At 64.8% G+C, this 17,495-nt stretch carries 18 protein-coding genes; 3 read left to right on the top strand and 15 right to left on the bottom strand.

All coding sequences use genetic code 11. The annotated features are described in order from the left end of the window. Positions 1-33 precede the first annotated feature (33 nt). The 9 genes from E3T39_RS02070 to gabT form a co-directional block, all read right to left on the bottom strand. Positions 34-1,056, bottom strand: a complete 1,023-nt coding sequence (locus E3T39_RS02070; protein WP_134513091.1) for an NAD-dependent epimerase/dehydratase family protein — start codon at positions 1,054-1,056, stop codon at positions 34-36. A gap of 88 nt (positions 1,057-1,144) precedes the next feature. Then, positions 1,145-1,693, bottom strand: coding sequence for a GNAT family N-acetyltransferase (locus tag E3T39_RS02065; protein WP_134513090.1), 549 nt, complete (start codon positions 1,691-1,693; stop codon positions 1,145-1,147). Between the two features lie 46 nt (positions 1,694-1,739). Then, positions 1,740-2,012 carry a hypothetical protein gene (locus E3T39_RS02060; protein WP_134513089.1) on the bottom strand — a complete coding sequence of 91 codons (273 nt, stop codon included), beginning with the start codon at positions 2,010-2,012 and terminating at the stop codon, positions 1,740-1,742. Positions 2,013-2,072: 60 nt separating this feature from the next. Further along, positions 2,073-2,720, bottom strand: a complete 648-nt coding sequence (locus E3T39_RS02055) for an FMN-dependent NADH-azoreductase (protein WP_134513088.1) — start codon at positions 2,718-2,720, stop codon at positions 2,073-2,075. 172 nt (positions 2,721-2,892) lie between these two features. Further along, positions 2,893-4,443, bottom strand: coding sequence for an APC family permease (locus E3T39_RS02050; protein ID WP_134513087.1), 1,551 nt, complete (start codon positions 4,441-4,443; stop codon positions 2,893-2,895). Between the two features lie 6 nt (positions 4,444-4,449). Continuing rightward, on the bottom strand, positions 4,450-5,340 hold the full coding sequence (locus E3T39_RS02045) for a universal stress protein (protein WP_134513086.1): 891 nt from the start codon (positions 5,338-5,340) through the stop codon (positions 4,450-4,452). Beyond that, positions 5,337-6,704, bottom strand: a complete 1,368-nt coding sequence (locus E3T39_RS02040; RefSeq protein ID WP_166784009.1) for a flavin monoamine oxidase family protein — start codon at positions 6,702-6,704, stop codon at positions 5,337-5,339. The genes E3T39_RS02045 and E3T39_RS02040 overlap by 4 nt, the downstream gene beginning before the upstream one ends. Before the next feature lie 26 nt (positions 6,705-6,730). Then, the gene (locus E3T39_RS02035) at positions 6,731-8,227 is read right to left on the bottom strand and encodes an NAD-dependent succinate-semialdehyde dehydrogenase (RefSeq protein WP_241979458.1); all 1,497 of its coding nucleotides are present in this window, start codon (positions 8,225-8,227) and stop codon (positions 6,731-6,733) included. Further along, positions 8,224-9,603: a 4-aminobutyrate--2-oxoglutarate transaminase gene (gabT, locus tag E3T39_RS02030; protein WP_134513084.1), complete on the bottom strand. Its 1,380-nt coding sequence runs from the start codon at positions 9,601-9,603 to the stop codon at positions 8,224-8,226. Before gabT ends, E3T39_RS02035 begins: the two co-directional genes overlap by 4 nt. Positions 9,604-9,742: 139 nt before the next feature. Between gabT and E3T39_RS02025 the strand changes: the two genes are divergently transcribed. Continuing rightward, entirely contained in the window at positions 9,743-11,302 is a 1,560-nt protein-coding gene (locus E3T39_RS02025; RefSeq protein WP_134513083.1) for a PucR family transcriptional regulator, read from the top strand. Between the two features lie 4 nt (positions 11,303-11,306). Here E3T39_RS02025 and E3T39_RS02020 read toward each other — a convergent pair whose 3' ends face one another. Beyond that, positions 11,307-11,984 (bottom strand): DUF8185 domain-containing protein, encoded by a 678-nt coding sequence (locus E3T39_RS02020; RefSeq protein WP_134513276.1) that lies wholly within the window; start codon positions 11,982-11,984, stop codon positions 11,307-11,309. Between the two features lie 68 nt (positions 11,985-12,052). Here E3T39_RS02020 and E3T39_RS02015 point away from each other — a divergent pair, with 68 nt between their 5' ends. Then, a complete protein-coding gene (locus E3T39_RS02015; protein WP_134513082.1) occupies positions 12,053-12,928 on the top strand; it encodes an acyl-CoA thioesterase in 876 nt (291 codons plus the stop codon). A 9-nt stretch (positions 12,929-12,937) separates the two neighbouring features. Here E3T39_RS02015 and E3T39_RS02010 read toward each other — a convergent pair whose 3' ends face one another. Next, positions 12,938-13,648 (bottom strand): zf-HC2 domain-containing protein, encoded by a 711-nt coding sequence (locus E3T39_RS02010; RefSeq protein WP_134513081.1) that lies wholly within the window; start codon positions 13,646-13,648, stop codon positions 12,938-12,940. Next, complete coding sequence (locus tag E3T39_RS02005; RefSeq protein WP_134513080.1) at positions 13,645-14,154, bottom strand: sigma-70 family RNA polymerase sigma factor; 510 nt, start codon at positions 14,152-14,154, stop codon at positions 13,645-13,647. Before E3T39_RS02005 ends, E3T39_RS02010 begins: the two co-directional genes overlap by 4 nt. Before the next feature lie 110 nt (positions 14,155-14,264). Here E3T39_RS02005 and E3T39_RS02000 point away from each other — a divergent pair, with 110 nt between their 5' ends. Then, positions 14,265-14,738 (top strand): QcrA and Rieske domain-containing protein, encoded by a 474-nt coding sequence (locus E3T39_RS02000; protein WP_134513079.1) that lies wholly within the window; start codon positions 14,265-14,267, stop codon positions 14,736-14,738. A 21-nt stretch (positions 14,739-14,759) separates the two neighbouring features. Here the strand turns inward: E3T39_RS02000 and E3T39_RS01995 are convergent, their stop codons facing one another. Genes E3T39_RS01995 through E3T39_RS01985 form a run of 3 tightly spaced genes read right to left on the bottom strand, consistent with a single transcriptional unit; the run spans position 14,760 to position 17,450 of the window. After that, positions 14,760-15,224 (bottom strand): acyl-CoA thioesterase, encoded by a 465-nt coding sequence (locus E3T39_RS01995; RefSeq protein WP_134513078.1) that lies wholly within the window; start codon positions 15,222-15,224, stop codon positions 14,760-14,762. A 19-nt stretch (positions 15,225-15,243) separates the two neighbouring features. After that, complete coding sequence (gene ettA / locus E3T39_RS01990; protein WP_134513077.1) at positions 15,244-16,926, bottom strand: energy-dependent translational throttle protein EttA; 1,683 nt, start codon at positions 16,924-16,926, stop codon at positions 15,244-15,246. A gap of 8 nt (positions 16,927-16,934) precedes the next feature. Beyond that, a complete protein-coding gene (locus E3T39_RS01985; RefSeq protein WP_241979457.1) occupies positions 16,935-17,450 on the bottom strand; it encodes a DUF6993 domain-containing protein in 516 nt (171 codons plus the stop codon). Positions 17,451-17,495 lie beyond the last annotated feature (45 nt).

The raw sequence follows: 17,495 nt of genomic DNA, 5'->3' as shown, positions 1-17,495 counted from the left end.
CGTCTATCGACTAGTGCGAGGCTCAATTTCGAGTTAAGACTGCACTGACCGATCACCAACGCCGCCGTCCTCACTCGCCATCTGCCGTGCGATTTCATTCAGCAGGAGGCCTTCTTCCTCGCGAGTGAGACCTGACCGGCGCTCCCTGCCGAGTCCGCGTGATCGTTCGTCCGCAAGAACATCGTCGAGAATATCCTTTAGGTTTCGCTCGGTTCCGCCAGCGGCGACGAATCGGCTGCGGCTGCGCCTCGCAAAGGCGGAGTCACTACGGGGAAGCCATAAGGGCAGCGAGCGGGGTCCGGCCCAATAGTTGACGTTGTGTTCGATCAGCCAGTCATCGTCGACCGAAATGAGGTTGCCAGTATGACCGGCCACCCGTGCGGCGGCCAGCAGAATCGTGGAGAGATCGCGTTCGCGGCCAACGGCGTTGTAACTGCCAGTGAGGCCGCGATGCGCGGCACCGATTAGCCACGCCGCCAAGTCTCGAACATCGATGAACTGTACGGAACGATCATGGACGTCCGGCACGAGAACGGCTTCGTGTGCGGCCAGGGCGAGTCGCGAGACCCAATAGCCAAAACGGTCGCTCGTGTCACCTGGCCCCGCGATGAGACCCGGTCTCGCGATGAGCAGGCGGTCGCCAACTGCCTCGGCTGTGACGTGCTCGGCGGCGACTTTGGCCTGCGCATAGTCATCAAGGTCGAATGCATCGACAAGGACGGCGTCTTCATCGGCTCCCGGATCAGCGTTACTGGCATACACCGAGACGGAGGAGACCAGCGTCCAATGCTGCGTGCTGCCGGCCAAGGCTTCGAGCGCACCGGTGATGAGGTCAGGCTCGTAGGCGAGCTCGATGATTTCATCCCAGGCGACGCCTGCGACCAGGTCGTAGGCTCCCGGTGTTTGCCGGTCAGATCTAATAAACGTCACACCGCCGGGGGTCGATCCAGACTTACCTCGAGCAAGGCACGTTACGTCCTCGCCAAGGGCAACCAACTGCTCAGCTATCTCGCGACCGAGCCAGCCCGTCCCGCCAAGAATGAGTGTGCGCGTCATAGCGCCCATTCAATCGCACCAGCCACTCAAATGGCGCTGGTTTCGCCCTGAGCGCAGTGAGAAACAGCGGATGCCGCCGCCCCGCCGTTCACAGTCCGGCGGGATCATCCCACTCAAGCGGCGTGGTCGTCCCAGATTCCCAATCACGACGCAAGATCGCATAGGCGACGGAGGCCATCGGGGCGGCGCCGGAGACGGGCCATCCGTCTCGGTAGCAGGCCTCTTGAATGAACCCTGCACGACGGAACGACTTCCGCATGGCGATATTGTCCGATCGAGTGTTTCCTTCAAACCGGCTTGCCTCAGGAATGTGCGTGAATACATAGTTCGTCAAGGCCCTGAGTACCGGGACACCGAGTCCTTGCCCGCGATACTGCGTGGCCAGGCGCAAATCAAAAAGTGGGGCGTTGTCGGCCAGATCGTCCAGCACCGCGTAGCCGACGCGGCCGGCCGTACCGGCATCAATCCAGAAACCCGCATGATCCGGCCCCTCGAAGCGTCCGCCAGCGATCCGTTCCTGAGCGTCCTGCACGGTCAGCCGAGTGCCTACATGAAACGGAAAATCGTTCTCCGTGAGAAAGCGAATCAGTGCGTCCCGGTCCCGCGCGGAACTGATCGGCACCAGAGTGACATCCATTACCCGAGCCTAGCGGTGCCCGTCGAACCGTCCGCCTGCGGCGCCTTCACTTGTAGCGTATTCCTGCGTCCACACCGTGTTCCGTCGTGAAGGCCTTGATCTCCCGCCGGTAGCGCCGCAAATTGAACAGACCGAGGATGACCCAGCCGGCCGCGATCGCAACGTTCAGGATGATGATCATTCGCCGTTCCCCCGATCCAAACGAGGCCGCTACTTGACTGATTGCAAGCAGGGTGCTCACGCCGCCGAACACCAGCCACAACACCGCGGACGTGCGAATACGCTCAATTGCCATTCTCTGCTGAATTTGCGACGACATTGCTGGACTTTACACCGACTCAGCGCCACATTGGTGATCGCCCACTCCAGGCAGCGCGGGTCAGCCGAGGCGACGAGCGGCCTGGGCAGCGGACTCGTGGGCGGCGGCCAGTTCCCGGTGTTGCTTGGCGACCTCGTCAGCGGGGGCGCCGAATCGTTCGCTGAGCGTGCGGGTGGCCACGATTGTCTCGAGCGTCATTCCGAGGGCGTTGGCCAAAATGAGAGTTAGAGCGGGAAGCGCGTGATCGTCAAACTCGGTGGAAGTTCCCGAGTCATAGACCCCGCCTCGAGTCGACACGAGCACGGCCGGGCGACCGGCCAGCGGCTGCTGGGTGGTGGGATCGTCAAACGGAGCAGTCACCGCCGGCAGGTGGATGTAGTCGATCCACGCCTTCAAGGTCGACGGCATCGAGTAGTTGTAGAGCGGAACACCGATCAGCAGCACGTCGGCCGCGACCAATTCCGCGATGAGTTGTAGCTGCAGCGCCTCCTGCTCCGTGCTCGGGCTGGCACCCTTCGGGCGCAGCCGGGGCGGAAAATGTAGCGCGGCATCCGTCAGGTGCGGCAGCGGTTCGCGGTGCAAGTCACGATAAACGACGGTGTGATCTGCGCCGAGACTGCGCCAGGTATCCGCGAAGGTAGCGGTAATCGCGCGCGAACGGGATGTCGTGAGGTCTGCGGACGAATCAAGATGCAACAGTGTGGGCATGCCCACAGCTTAAAGGACTCGAGCCCGCCGCCCTGGAGTTGCCGTACCGGACGCGACGGGCTCGCTGCACCCATTACCGTTCGGGGCACCCCTACCAACGAGTGCCGCGAGCGCTAATGGGTGCCGCGAACCCCGCGGCATCCGCTTTCAATAAGCGGATGCCGCAGCTCGGCTACTCCTCGGGCTCGCCGTAGCGCGGCGCGGCCAGGCTGAGCGTCTCGCCGCGGAAAAACGCCGGGCGCACCCGGGACTGCACGATCATGATGACGACGCCGATCAGCAGAATCGCCATGCCGAGCACGAAGACCAGGCCCAAACCGAAGATCTCGGAGCCGCTGCCGTAGTTCGGATCCATGCTGTCAACGAGGGTCGTGCAGAACAGCACCGAGAGAATGATGCCGCCGATCAGCGGAAACACGAAGGTGAAGAAGGCGTTCCGCACGGTGGCGAACCACTGGCGGCGAAAGTACCAGACGCAGGCGAAAGCGGTCAGGCCGTAGTAGAAGCAGATCATCATGCCGAGGGTCGTGATGGTGTCCCAGAGCACGTCTTCGCTGACGAAGCGCATGATCGTGTAGAAACCGGCAGCTACGACAGCGGAGGCGATGGTGGCATACCCGGGGGTGAAGAATCGCGGGCTCACCTTGGCGTAGGCCGGCGGCAGGGCGCCGTAGTGGCCCATTGCGAGCAGGGTGCGTGCTGGCGACACGAAGGTGGACTGCAACGAAGCGGCCGAGCTGGACAGCACGGCGATGGACATGAGTACGGCGAACGGACCGAGTGCGGGACCGGCGAGGGCGAAGAACACGTTGCCCTGAATCTCCGGGTTGCCGAGCCCAACGCCGACGCCGCCGACGCCGGCAAAGGAGACGGCCGCTATGGCGACGAACAGGTAGAGCACCATGACAATGATCACGGTCAGGGTCGCGGCACGGCCGGGTGTCGACCGGGAGCCCTTCGTCTCTTCCGACATTGTCAGGGTGACGTCCCAGCCCCAGAAGATGAAGATTGACAGGCTCAGTCCGGCAGCGAAGGCCGAGAACGAAGTAACGGCAAAGGGGTTGAACCACGATAGCGAGACGGGTGTCGGGTCGAAGGCCGACCCGTTGACAATGTGCACGAAGGCCATGATGCCAAAGCCCACCAGCACGATCAGCTGAAACCCGACCAGCCAGTACTGCACCTTCTGCGTGGTCTGCATATCCCGGTAGCTGATCCAGGTGGCAATCAGAATGAACAACAGACAGGTGCCGACGTTGATCAGGGGATTGCCGGCGAGCCCCGCGATCTCGGCGCTGTTGCCGAAGATCTGCGAGAGCATTAGGTAGAAGAAGTCGACCGCGATGCCGGCAAGATTACTGAGCACGACGACGGTCGCAGCGATCAGGCCCCAACCGGCCATCCAGCCGATCCACGGACCGAAGGCCCTGGTCGCCCACGTGAAGCTCGTGCCGCTGTCAGGCATGGCCTTGTTCAGTTCGCGGTAGCCGAGGGCCACGAGCAGCATGGGGATGAAACCGGCCACGAAGATCGCCGGCAGTTGCAAACCGACCTCGGCCACGGTCGGGCCGAGGGCCCCGGTGAGCGTGTAGGCCGGGGCGATGCAGGAGATGCCGATGATGACGGCTCCGACCAGCCCGACGGATCCGGCGCTCAGGCCCTTCTTGGAGATGCCTCCCGTGGCTTTCTCAACGGCTGCACTGGCGTTGATTTCTAGTGTCATGCTCTCCTATTTCCCCACCAACTCGGTGACATCAGGTTTCTCGGTGAAATCTCGCGGCACCACAATCAGTGGCACCGGTAATTCGCGCAGCATTTTGGCCGCGATCGAACCCAGAAAAAGTCGATGGGGTTGCGCCAGCCGGCTGGAGCCGACGACGCAGACCTCGGCCGAATGCCAATGCAGGCCGCGCACGGCGTGCTCGATACTGCTGCCGGACGCGACGCTCGCGGTGACCTCGAGCCCGTCCATCAGGTGTTCGGTGGCATAGTCGAGCACAGCCTGGGCGTGGTCGGCGGCCAGTTGAATCGTCTGCCCGTCGGCGCCGGGGCGGTCAATCGCGACGAGGGAGACCAGCCGAAGCGGCGCATCCACCGTGCGGGCCAGGCGGATGCCGGCCGACAGCAGTCCGTCGGCTCCCGGTTTGGTGCCGACCGCGCAGGTGACCCGTTCGATCGGTTCGTCGGTACCCATTACCCGGCTGCCCTCAGGGGCGAGCGCCACGGGCACGTGGGAGGAGTGCAGCAGACCGCCGGCGACGCTGCCGATGGCGAACCGCCCGAGCAGGCCGTGGGTAGCCGCACCGACCACGATCAGGTTCGCCTGCAACCGGGTGGCTGCGGCCAGCAGTCCCTGGGTGAAAGAGTCGGCGTGTTCGAGGTGGGTGTGCACCGAAATACCGGCGGGCACGAGGGTGAGCGCTTCTTCCAGCCAGCCCTCGACCGTTTCGAGCAGGAGCCGGTCATAGCCAGGGTCGGTGGGGGTGAGCGTCGCACGCTCTCCCCCATTGAGCACAAGCACGATGTCAAGTTCGGCACCCGGCGCCCGGGCCAGGCGCACACCGAGGGCGAGGGCATCCGCTCCGGACGGGGTGGCGGTGTAGCCGACCAGAAACCTCACGCGGTAGCCGGAACGCGCAGGGCGATGATCGCCGCTGCGGTGTCGTGCCCGACCCGGATGGCGCCGTCAACGTGCTGGTAGCCCTTGCCGGCCATGTCGCTGCAGGAGAAGGAGATGGGCCCGACTGTGCTGCGCAGTTCGGGGCCGTAGCGGACCAGTCCGCCCATGTCGAAGCTCGCCGCATAGGCACCGCGGGTCCACTCTTCGGAGCCCCAGTCGCTTTCGTAGTACACGACCGGGTGCAACGCCTGCTCACCGTAGTAGTGCGACAGCGACTCGAGGATGCGAGCCTTGCGCTCGTCGGCGGTCAGGGCGAAGACGGCATCCGCTTCTTCATCGGAGACGAAACCCACGAGGGTGCCACGCGGGTCGTTGAAGTTGGTGTTGTCGTAGGCCTCGTGCACCAGTTCGTAGGGGCTGAAGGCAGTGCCGGAGAGATCATCAGCGCGCCAGAACGGCGTCTCGTAGACGGCATGAACCTTGATCACAAAGCCCATGGAGAGGTGCTGGTGCAGCTGCTGCTGCCGGCGCGGCAACGGCGGTACAAAGCTGATCCGACTGATCAGGGGCGGCGGAACAGCCACAATGGCGTGCCGGGCAGACACGGTCATGCCGTCGGCAACAACCGTGACACCCGCGTCGTTCCAAGCCAGAATGCGCACCGGCTGCCCGAGGTAGACGTCGCCGCCGAGCTTCTCAGCCAAGAGCAGCGGCACCTGCTGCAGCCCGCCGATGACGCGCTCGTCGAGAATGAAATCGGAGTCGACCAGGTTGCTGAACGACCCGGCGCTCGCTGCCATGAGCAACGCCTGCAACGCGGAGAACGCGTGCGCGGGTTTGGTGAGCATGGCCCCGGCGATGAACATGCCGATGTTGTCGCGGGCTTCCTGATCGTCGGTCTGCGTCTCCAGCCAGCGACTGAACGATACCTCGTCGAGTTCCTTGGCGAGCGGATGCTCCCACGGCTTGTCCGGGTCGATCTCGGCCACGAGGGCGTCGAGTTTCTCGATCAGACCAACGATCTGCGCCTCGGTACCTTCCGGAACCGGAAAGATCTCGCCGTCAAACCGGCTGACCACGCCGGCACCGTTGATGTAGACGTTCCGCCCGGAACGGTAGCGCGGGTAGGTAGCAAGGCCCAGCTCGGCCAGCGTCTCCTTGAGGGCGTGCTGGTCGGGCGAAACCCACTGACCGCCGATCTCGAGCATGGCGCCCTCGATCTCGTCGGTCCACAGGCGCCCGCCGACGCGGTCGCGCGCTTCAAGAACGGCCACGCTGAGACCGGCTTTGTGCAATGCGGTGGCGGCGGCGAGACCGGATGCCCCGGCGCCGATAATAACGACGTCACGATCAATCGTGGTCATGCTTGCTCCTGTATTGCTGGGTGGGATTAGGACGAGGAAATGAGGGTGTACTTGGTCGAGAGGTATTCGCTGATGCCTTCGAGGCCACCCTCACGGCCGAGACCGGACTGTTTAACACCGCCGAAAGGCGCTGCAGCGTTGGAAACGAGGCCGGTATTCAGCCCCATCATTCCGGTGTCGATACTGTCGATCATACGGTGTCTACGGTCCATATCGGTGGTAAAAACGTAACTGATCAGACCATATTCGGTGTCATTTGCCAATTCAATGGCCTCTTCCTCTGTTTCGAAGGTTCTAATTCCGGCAACCGGGCCGAAAATTTCTTCCCGCACCATGCGACTGTCGGCACTCACACCGGTCAGCACGGTGGGGGCGTAGAACGAGCCGGGGCCGTCGGGGCGGAAGCCCCCGGTGAGCAACGTGGCGCCGCGCGCAAGGGCATCCTGCACGAAGGCATCGACGTTATCGACGGCGGTATCGCTCACGAGCGGCCCGAAGTTCACCCTGGGGTCAATGCCGGGGCCAACCTCCAGGGCGTTCACCCGCTCGGTGAGTCGACGTCCGAATTCCTCGGCGACCGAGGAGTGCACGATGAACCGATTGGCCGCCGTGCAGGCCTGGCCCGTATTGCGAAACTTCGCCAGCATGGCGCCGGTGACGGCCTTCTCGAGATCAGCGTCGGCGAACACGATGAAGGGGGCGTTACCACCGAGTTCCATCGAGGTGCGCAGCACGTTCTGCGCCGCCTGGGCGATCAGGGCACGGCCAACGACGGTCGACCCCGTGAAGCTCAGCTTGCGCAGCCGGGGGTCGGCGATGATCGGGGCTGACACCGCCTGCGACTGGGTCGTCGTGATGACGTTGACGACGCCGGCCGGTACGCCGGCATCCTCCAGCAACTGCACGAACAGCAGGGTGGTCAGCGGGGTCAGTTCGGCCGGCTTCACCACAACCGTGCAGCCCGCGGCGAGCGCCGGAGCAATCTTGCGGGTGGCCATGGCGAGTGGAAAATTCCACGGTGTGATCAGGTAGCAGGGGCCAACCGCTCGGCGGGTGACGACCATCGTGCCCGTACCCTCCGGATTGGCACCGTAGCGACCATTGATGCGCACGGCCTCTTCGCTGAACCAGCGCAGAAACTCGCCGCCGTAGCTGACTTCGCCGTTGGCTTCGGCGATCGGCTTGCCCATCTCGAGCGTCATGAGCGTGGCGAAGTCGTCGCGACGCTCCTGCAGCAGGTCGAAGGCGCGGCGCAGAATCTCGGCGCGCGTGCGGGCCGGGGTTGCCGCCCAAGACTCCGCTGCCGCCACGGCAGCATCGAGCGCACGGGCACCATCAGCAACGGATGCGTTCTGAATCTTCTTGAGCACCCGTCCGTTGGCAGGGTCGGTCACCACGATCGGCTCTCCGGTGCCGTCTACCCACTGCCCGTTGATGTAGAGCTGGTCGGGTACGCGAGCCAGCAGTGCCGCGCTTCGCTCGGTGGTGCACGGGGGCGTCACGCCCTCGATCACGGCGCTCACACTGCCGCCGAATCGGCGACCAGCGCCTCGGCGAGAACCTGCAGGCCCTCAAGCAGCAAGGCGTCGGGAATGCTGAGCGGCGGCAGAAAGCGGATGACGTTGCCGTACGTTCCGCAGCCGAGCAGGATGACGCCCGCTGCGTGGGCGGCGGCGATGACGCGGCCGGTGAGCGCGGCATCCGGCTCCCCCGTGGCAGGATCGACGAGCTCGATGGCCATCATGGCGCCGCGGCCGCGCACCTCGCCGATGCGTGGGTCGGCCGCGGCGAGCACGCCGAGGCGCTCACCCATGAGGGTTCCGATGGCGGCGGCGCGTTCTACCAGGTGGTCGCTCTCATAGGTATCAATCGTGGCGAGCGCCGCAGCGCAGGCGAGCGGGTTGCCGCCGTAGGTACCACCGAGACCGCCGGCCTGTGGCGAATCCATGATGTCGGCCCGCCCGGTGACAGCCGACAACGGCAGACCGCCGGCGATGCCCTTGGCGGTGCAGATCAGGTCGGGCACAATGCCCTCGTGCTCGCAGGCGAACATGTGGCCGGTGCGGGCAAAGCCGGTCTGAATCTCATCGGCGATAAACACGACCTCGTTGGCACGGCACCAGGCCAGCAGCGTACCCAGGAAGCCCGGCGCCGGGACGATGAAACCGCCCTCGCCCTGAATGGGTTCGATGATGACCGCTGCAAGGTTGCTCGCGCCGACCTGTTTCTCGATCTGCGAGATGGCACGGTTCGCGGCTGCCCCACCGTCGAGTCCTCCGTCGCGCAAGGGATACGACATCGGCGCCCGGTACACCTCGGGAGCGAAGGGACCGAAACCGTTCTTGTATGGCTGGTTCTTAGCTGTCAGCCCCATGGTGAGGTTGGTGCGGCCGTGGTAGGCGTGGTCGAAGGCGACAACGGCCTGCTTGCCCGTGAAGTGCCGGGCAATCTTGACGGCGTTCTCCACCGCTTCGGCGCCGGAGTTGAACAGCACGCTGCGCTTCTCGTGGTCCCCGGGAGTGAGTCGGTTCAGGGCCTCGGCTACTGCGATGTAGGAGTCATAGGGCGCCACGGTGAAGCAGGTGTGCGTGAACTGGGCCAGCTGGGCGGCCACGGCCGCAACCACCCGCGGGGCACTGTTGCCGACACCGGTCACGGCGATGCCCGACCCGAGGTCGATCAGGGAGTTGCCGTCGACGTCGACGAGCACTCCTCCGCCGGCGGCTACCACGTAGACGGGCAAGGAGATGCCGACGCCGGCCGAGACCGCCTGGGCCTTGCGTTCGCTCAAGCGTCGCGATTTCGGTCCGGGGATGCTCGTGACCAGCTTGCGTTCCTGAGCCAGCGTGGGGCCGCCGAGCGGGGTGCTGGTGCGGCGAGCAGTGTCTACGACTGTCATAAGAGTTTCCGATCCGAAACGAGGTGCTGCACCGCGGCCACGGCACTCATGCGGCAATGCTAGGCAGAATCCCGGTGCGACGCTCTATTCAGACTGTACAGTTTGACCTAAACTACTCGCCAACCTGTATAAGGCACTGATGCTCCCGAATTTGCGCCTCCTGCTCGCTGATACAAACCTCGGGCTCACCCTCCTCAACGATTCTGGCGAGAACGCGGCCGCACGCCCGGCACCACTCGACCGCACCGTCGAGTGGGTGCACAGCTCCGACCTGGTCGATCCGACACCGTTTCTCTCCGACAACCAGGTACTGCTCACAACCGGTACCCAGTTCGGCAGTGATCCGGCAGCGGATGCCGACTACGTCCCGTACGTGCGGCGCCTGAGTGAACGCGGTATCACCGCCCTCGGTTTCGGCACCGAAGTGGTTCGGAATGGCACGCCGGACGGGCTGATCGCTGCCTGCCGCGCACTCGGCCTGCCACTGTTCGAGGTGCCCTATCGCACCCCGTTCATTGCCGTCGCCCGGGCGGCCGGCGACCTCGTGGCCGAGGATCGGTATGCGCGTGCCACCTGGGCCCTCAAGGCACAGCGTGCCATCGCGCTCGCCGCGCTGCGCCCCGACGGCTTGAGCGCGACCCTCGCTGAACTCTCCACGCAGCTCGGTCACTGGGTTGCCCTGTTCGATGCGAGCGGAACCCTCGACCGGGTCTTTCCCCGCGCCACTCTCTCCGCAGCCCCCGACGCGCTCGCCACCGTGCAGCACGAGGCCCGGCGCCTACTGGCCCGCGGAGCGCGCTCCAGCAGCACCGTTGATGCCGGGGGCGAGACCCTTACCCTGCAGACTCTCGGCGGCCATGACCACCTGCGCGGCGTGCTCGCCCTCGGCGGCCCCCTCGCCCTCGACCAAGCCAGCACCGAAGTTGTCACGAGCGTCATCGCCCTGGCCGGCCTCGCCCTCGAGCAGAACAACGCCCTCGATCGTGCCCAGGGGCTATTGCGCTCCGGGCTCTTGAACACCCTGCTCGTCGGCGATCACACTCTGGTCGACCAGATCTCCCGACAGATGTGGGGTCCCCTCCCGGCTGCCCCGGTGCTCGTCGCCGTCGTCGATGCGCCCGCTCCGCGCCGCGACGCCATCACCGACTACCTGGAACTGCGCGTCGAGGACTCCCCCGGGCAGCTGTTCTTCGCCCGCCAGGACGACACCATCGTGGTGTGTGTCGACCGCACAGCCCACGGCATCCTCTCTGATTTGTGCGCACTCTTTGACCTGCACGCCGGCGTGTCTGAGCCGAGCAGCTACCGCCAACTTCCCCGCGCCCTCGATCAGGCCCAGCAGGCCCTTACCCGGGCTCGAGAGAGCGCACCGGGCGTGACCGAGTTCAGTCTCGTCGCCGGGCAGGGTGTGCTGGCGCTGCTGGCCAGAACGGATGCCCGTGAGGTCGGCCTGGCCACCCTCGCACCCGTGATGGCGCACGATCGGGCGCACTCCACGGAGTTACTGCTCACCCTTCGCGTCTGGCTGCTCTGCAACGGGCATTTCGGCGAGGCCGCCGCCCAACTCGGCGTGCACCGGCACACGGTGCGCACGCGCATTCAGCAGGCGGAGCAGCTGCTCGCGCGCGATTTAGGCTCTTTCCCGGCGCGCGCTGACGTCTGGGCTGCCCTACTCGCGACCGACAGCGCCAATCTGTAGCGGGTCAGGCCTTGAGAGTCCACGGCTTGCGTCGCACCAGAACGTGGCCGCGACTCGTGCTGAGGCGGGTCCATAATCCCGACTCGAACAGGTGCACCGGTTCGTCGTCGGCAAGAAAGCCCAGACTGAAGGCGGCGAAACCGGCCCCCGTCGGTACGAATTCGAGTCCATCGACCTGACGGCCCCAGACCTCAGAACGCACGCGTTCGACGATCAACTCTCCGGTGCCCTCCGGTACGGCGGCGGCAACCTCGTCGATGCCCTCCCTGGCGGCCGCTTCGAGATGCGATGCCGACGTCTGGCCGTGTGGTTCCCAGCCGCCCTTCGGCGGGGAGATGCCGGTCCAGGTCACGGTGTTCACCTCCAGCGGAACGGTCACGATGACCGGCAGGGTGAGGTCACGCGCGGTGGACTCGAGGCGTTTGAGGCGTTCCAGCAGGGACCGCACCGGCACAACCTTGTCGAGGTCGACCGGCTCCGTCAGGGCGAAGGTGCGCAGCCCCAGAACGGTCGGGCTCGCGTCGAGCAGACCGCGCGGATAGAAAATGGCGGTGTACACCGCGAGAACGCCCTCGGACGCCATGAGGCGCACGGAACCGTCGAGGACACGGCCGGAGCGTGAAAGAAACACGATCAAATCGCTGAGGGACTGGGAATCGGTAAGAGTGAATGACTGGCTCATCATCTCCTAAACTACCAAGATACGAAACATCCGCGTGCCGCGGTCGCGAACTTGCCCGAGGAGGCAGCATGCACAAGCCCTTGGAAGGCCTTCTGGCCGTCCTCGATCTAACCGACACCGGTGCCCGCACCAATGAAGACATCTTCACCGGCCCGTCCCAATGGATGCCGCTCGGCCGTGTGTTCGGCGGGCAAGTGCTGGCCCAGTCACTCGTCGCCGCGATGCGTACCGTACCCGACGAACGCCACGTGCACTCCATGCACGGATATTTTCTGCGCCCCGGCGATGTCAACCAGCCGATCACGTTCTCGGTCGAGCGCATTCACGACGGCCGGTCGTTCTCCACCCGCCGCACCCAGTGCTACCAGGACGGCGTGCCGATCCTGTCGATGATCGCCTCTTTCCAGGACGCCGATGAGGGCCTGGAGCACCATATCGAGATGCCAAAGGATATCCCCGACCCGGAGACCCTGCCAACGGCATCCGATTCGCTTGCCCACATCGATCATTCGGTGGCCCGCTACTGGGCGAGCGAGCGCCCCTTCGATATGCGGCATGTTCCCTCACCGATCTACCTCAAGGTGAACGGTGAGCACACCTCCCGGCAAGCCGTGTGGATGAAGACTTTTTCTCCTCTGCCCGACGACCCCGATCTGCACCGCGCCGCCCTGGCCTATGCCAGCGATTACTCGATCATGGAGCCGATCCTGCGTCGGCACGGGGTCGCCTGGTCCTTCCCCGGCCTCAAGGTCGCGAGCCTCGACCATGCCATGTGGTGGCACCGTTTCGGTCGGGTCGACGAATGGCTGCTCTATGTGCAGGATTCACCGAGCGCGCAGGGCGGTCGCGGCCTCGCCACCGGCAGCATTTTCAGCCGCGATGGCATTCTGCTGGCCACTGTTGCGCAGGAGGGCATGCTGCGCGTGCCCATCGTTCTCGAGTAATTCGAGCACCTACCAGGTCGGTTTGGATTCCAGCAGCACTCGCTCGTCGGGCATCCACCGAATGTCAACGCTCGCGATGTCGTTTTCAGCGACGCTCGTCGTTGCGGCAGCGGTGATCGTGGTACCTGGGCCGGCAATCCAACTCGCCACCAGGCTCTCGTCGCCGGCGGTGTCGGTCACGAACAGGGCATAGGGCTGCGGTCCGAAGTCGTTTCCGCTGCGCGCATAGCTGCAACTCGCGTCGATGCGGGTCCCCCAGTCTTCGCCGGTCAGGCGAAACGTCGCGGTGAGCGGGCTCGGAACCACCGCGGTCATGGCTACAGCCGGTTGCCCGGCACTGGTGACTCGTTGGTCCAGCCAGCCAGGCACGACCAGGGCAGCGGATGCTGCAATCGCGGCGGCCGCCACCACGGCGCCCACACCGACCCAGCGTGTTCGCCGCGAGCGCGTCCTGGCAGCCTGCAACAGCCGGGGTAGCAGTTCGGCGGACGGTGACGTACCGGCATCCGCTGCCGCCTGCGACGCCGGGCCGAGCTGCAGGGCCTGGTCCAGCGGAACCAGGGCGAGCAGCCCTGGCAGCCCGGCAAGGTGGGCAACAGCCTGGCCGCAGGCGGCACAGTCATTGAGATGCCGTTCGTAGTCCCGGCGGTCGCCCGGCGAGAGAGCGCCGAGCACATAAGCGCCGTCCCAGTCGTTGAAGAGATCTGCTGGAGTGGTCATCGCTCCGTCACTCCTCGTTCTTGCAGTGCGAGTCGCAGAGCTCGCAGGCCATAGTGCAGCCTGGATTTCACGGTTCCTTCCGGCACGACCAGTTCCCGCGCGGTTTCGGCCACCGACTGTCCCCGATAGTAGGCGCAGACGATGACGGCGCGGTGATCCGATGACAGGTCATTCAAGGCATCGGCAACCAGCCAGGCGTCCAGCAGTGCGTCGGTCTGGTCGTCGGTGGGCACTTCGGGCAGTTGATCGGTCGACACCTCGTGCCGTGCTCTGGCCGAGCGTCGGTCGTCGATCACGAGGTTGCGGGCCACCGTGAACAGCCAGGCCCTGGCCGAAACCTCGGTCTGGTCCAGCAGCCGCGGGCGACGCCAGGCGCGCAACAGCGTCTCCTGCACGACGTCGTCGGCGAAGGCGGTGTCGTGGGTCAGCCGCACGACGTAGCGCCACAGGATAGGCCCGTGTTCGTCGTGGAGGGCCTGCAAGAGTTCGGCGCGCTCATCGGCCATGACCTACCTCCCCTGCTTAACACGGATATTCGGAGAACGTGGTTCAATTACAGCCCGGAATCAGTAAACCGAATCAAACCTACCCGCGAACACGTCTTTCAAGGAGAGTCATGACATCGGAACTCGACCTGTCCCGTCGCAACATGATCCTGGCCGGAGGGAGCACTGCTGCGGCGGTGGCTCTGGCCGCCTGCAGCAGTACCCCGGCTACCAGTACCCCGAGCACCACCACAGAGCCCGCCAACCCTGCCACGACCGATCCGAGTGGCTCGGCCACTGATACCGGCGCAGCGGCAACCGAGGTCGCAAAACTCGCCGATATTCCGGTCGGTGGCGGCATCGCGGCCACACTCGATGGTCAACCGATTCTGCTGGCCCAACCCACGGCCGGTACGGTCGTCGGTTTCAGCGCCATTTGCACCCACAAAGGATGCAAGGTGGAGCCGGCGGCAACCGAATTCGATTGCCCGTGCCACCAATCGCGGTATGACCTCGCCACCGGGGAAGTACTCGGCGGCCCGGCCCCGCGGGCACTCGACAAGGTGACCGTCACTGTCGACGGCGACACGGTCATGGCTGGTTAGCGACCAGCCATCCGGTGCCGCTCAGCGCCGGGCAAACTCGATCGGTGCGGCGAGGTACGGCGTCCACGCCGCGCGTTCGGTGTCGTTGATGCGGCGCGGCCGCTCGCTTGCCGCGTCGACGAGCACGATGGTCGTGGTCGCCCGGGCATACAACAGCTCGGGCGTAACACCTTCCGGGCTGTAGACCTCGTAGCAGACGTCCAGGCTGGCCCCGCCGAGTTTGCCGAGCCACAGGCGCACGTCGAGCGGCTGGCGCAGGTAGGGTACGGGCGCGAGATATTCAATTTCCTGCCGCGCGATGAGCGTCAGTGTGGCCGCTCCCGGGCGACCGTCGAGCACCGCCGCGCCGATCGCCCCGTCGTCTTCGGTCACCCACAACGCCAGGATGCGCGCCTCTTCGAGCAGGCGCAGCATCTCGGCATTGTTGACGTGACCGTAGGCGTCGAGGTCAGACCAGCGCAGGCGAATCGGTACGTGCAGCTTCACAAGTTCTCCGTGGTTCGTCTCAGTCGCGGGTGAGCTTGCGGTAGGCCGAGCGGTGCGGCTTGGCCGCGTCGGGTCCGAGACGCTCGATCTTGTTCTGCTCGTAGGACTCGAAGTTTCCCTCGAACCAATACCAATTGGCCGGGTTGTCGTCGGTGCCTTCATAAGAGAGGATGTGCGTGGCCACCCGGTCGAGGAACCACCGGTCGTGAGTGATCACCACGGCGCAACCGGGAAACTCGAGCAGCGCATTCTCGAGCGAACCGAGGGTTTCGACGTCGAGGTCGTTAGTGGGCTCGTCGAGGAGAAGCAGGTTGCCGCCCTGCTTCAGGGTGAGCGCCAGGTTCAGACGGTTGCGCTCACCACCGGAGAGCACACCGGCTTTCTTCTGCTGGTCCGGACCCTTGAAACCGAAGGTAGACACGTAGGCGCGCGACGGAATCTCGGTCTTGCCGACCTGGATATAGTCCTGGCCATCGGAGACAACCTCCCACAGCGTCTTATTCGGGTCGATGCCGCCACGGTCCTGATCGACGTAGGAAATATCAACCGTTTCGCCGATCTTGAGCTCGCCACCGTCAAGAGGTTCCTGGCCGACAATGGTTTTGAACAGGGTGCTCTTTCCCACACCGTTCGGGCCGATGATTCCCACGATGCCGTTACGGGGCAGAGTGAAGCTGAGGTTCTCGATGAGCATGCGCCCATCGAATCCCTTCTCCAGCTTGGTTGCGTCGATAACCTGGGCGCCGAGGCGCGGGCCGACCGGAATCACGATCTCCTCGAAATCGAGTTTGCGCGTGCTTTCGGCGGCGGTGACCATCTCTTCGTAGCGAGCCAGTCGCGCCTTCGACTTCACCTGGCGGCCCTTGGCGTTGGAGCGCACCCACTCAAGTTCGTCGGCGAGACGGCGCGACAGCTTCGCATCCTTCTTACCCTGCACGAGCAGACGTTCCTGCTTCTTCTCGAGGTAGGTGGAGTAGTTGCCCTCATACGGATACAGGTGTCCGCGGTCGATCTCAGCGATCCACTCGGCCACGTGGTCGAGGAAGTACCGGTCGTGAGTGACGGCGAGCACAGCGCCCGGGTACTTGGCAAGATGCTGTTCGAGCCAGAGCACGCTCTCGGCGTCGAGGTGGTTGGTGGGCTCGTCAAGCAGCAGCAGGTCAGGCTTCTGCAGCAGCAGTTTGGTCAGCGCTACGCGGCGCTTCTCACCACCGGAGAGGTTGGCCACCTCGGAGTCACCCGGCGGAGTGCGGAGGGCGTCCATGGCTTGCTCGAGCTGGGAATCGAGATCCCAGGCATCCGCTGCATCGATGGCTTCCTGCAGTACGCCCATTTCGGCCAGCAGGGTGTCGAAGTCGGCGTCTGGCTCGCCGAGGGCGAGGCTGATCTCGTTGAAGCGGTCGACCTTGGCCTTAATCGGCCCGACACCCTCCTGCACGTTCTCGAGCACGGTCTTGCTCTCGTCGAGCTGCGGCTCCTGCATGAGGATGCCGACGCTGTAGCCAGGGGAAAGTCGCGCCTCGCCATTGCTGGGGGTGTCCAGGCCCGCCATAATCTTCAAAATGGTGGACTTTCCGGCACCGTTCGGGCCGACCACACCGATCTTGGCGCCGGGAAAAAAGGACATGGTGACGTCGTCAAGAATCAGCTTTTCGCCGATCGCCTTGCGAGCGCGGACCATTGAGTAAATAAATTCGGCCATAGTGTTTATCAGTCTATTTGCCGGGTGGACCCAACAAGACACAAACCGGTCGACAAAATGGGCGCAACTACACTGTGGAAGCCGTCGCTGGCCGGTCCAATCTGCCCGATCAAGCATTCACCGGCGATGCGCACCGCGAACTGGATGGAGTCGGCGGCCAGATCGGCCTGGGTTCGATCAAAAGTCACTTCTATTGCGGCTCGGTCGAACCCGCCAGCCACGAGCGCGTCGATATAGGCGCGTCCGCCGGCCGCGGGGTTGGCCTTGGTGACAGCGGCGGCGAGAAAGTTGAAGTACACCAGGTTTTCGGCAGCGGTCCCGTCTGGCGAAAGCGTCGGATCAGGCGCCGGCGTGGCCGAAGGCTCGGGCGTGGCGGAGCTGGACGGTGCCGTGTCGTTAGCTGGGGGTTCTGCTGGGACGCCGGTGCACGCGGTCAGGCTGAGCCCGAGGAGCAGCCCAGCGCTCACCATACCCAACACGAACTGCGGGCGGCGTGCACGCCGTCGCGCTGTTCTCGCGCTCACACCCTGCAATGCTGGTTTCGCCACGCTCACGAACTGCCTCCCCAG

The organism is Cryobacterium suzukii, from assembly GCF_004403185.1.
GTDB classification, from domain to species: domain Bacteria; phylum Actinomycetota; class Actinomycetes; order Actinomycetales; family Microbacteriaceae; genus Cryobacterium; species Cryobacterium suzukii.
Note: the sequence above shows the minus strand (reverse complement) of the source record. Positions and strands in the feature narration are given on the sequence as shown.

Coding starts and splice junctions, on each gene's coding strand:
- E3T39_RS02015 (WP_134513082.1), top strand. CDS start 12,053: ATGCACAAGCCCTTGGAAGGCCTTCTGGCCGTCCTCGATCTAACCGAC.
- E3T39_RS02055 (WP_134513088.1), bottom strand. CDS start 2,720: ATGCCCACACTGTTGCATCTTGATTCGTCCGCAGACCTCACGACATCC.
- E3T39_RS02040 (WP_166784009.1), bottom strand. CDS start 6,704: ATGACCACGATTGATCGTGACGTCGTTATTATCGGCGCCGGGGCATCC.
- E3T39_RS02070 (WP_134513091.1), bottom strand. CDS start 1,056: ATGACGCGCACACTCATTCTTGGCGGGACGGGCTGGCTCGGTCGCGAG.
- E3T39_RS02005 (WP_134513080.1), bottom strand. CDS start 14,154: ATGGCCGATGAGCGCGCCGAACTCTTGCAGGCCCTCCACGACGAACAC.
- E3T39_RS02060 (WP_134513089.1), bottom strand. CDS start 2,012: ATGTCGTCGCAAATTCAGCAGAGAATGGCAATTGAGCGTATTCGCACG.
- E3T39_RS02020 (WP_134513276.1), bottom strand. CDS start 11,984: ATGAGCCAGTCATTCACTCTTACCGATTCCCAGTCCCTCAGCGATTTG.
- E3T39_RS02010 (WP_134513081.1), bottom strand. CDS start 13,648: ATGACCACTCCAGCAGATCTCTTCAACGACTGGGACGGCGCTTATGTG.
- E3T39_RS02025 (WP_134513083.1), top strand. CDS start 9,743: ATGCTCCCGAATTTGCGCCTCCTGCTCGCTGATACAAACCTCGGGCTC.
- ettA (WP_134513077.1), bottom strand. CDS start 16,926: ATGGCCGAATTTATTTACTCAATGGTCCGCGCTCGCAAGGCGATCGGC.
- gabT (WP_134513084.1), bottom strand. CDS start 9,603: ATGACAGTCGTAGACACTGCTCGCCGCACCAGCACCCCGCTCGGCGGC.
- E3T39_RS02065 (WP_134513090.1), bottom strand. CDS start 1,693: ATGGATGTCACTCTGGTGCCGATCAGTTCCGCGCGGGACCGGGACGCA.
- E3T39_RS02000 (WP_134513079.1), top strand. CDS start 14,265: ATGACATCGGAACTCGACCTGTCCCGTCGCAACATGATCCTGGCCGGA.
- E3T39_RS02050 (WP_134513087.1), bottom strand. CDS start 4,443: ATGACACTAGAAATCAACGCCAGTGCAGCCGTTGAGAAAGCCACGGGA.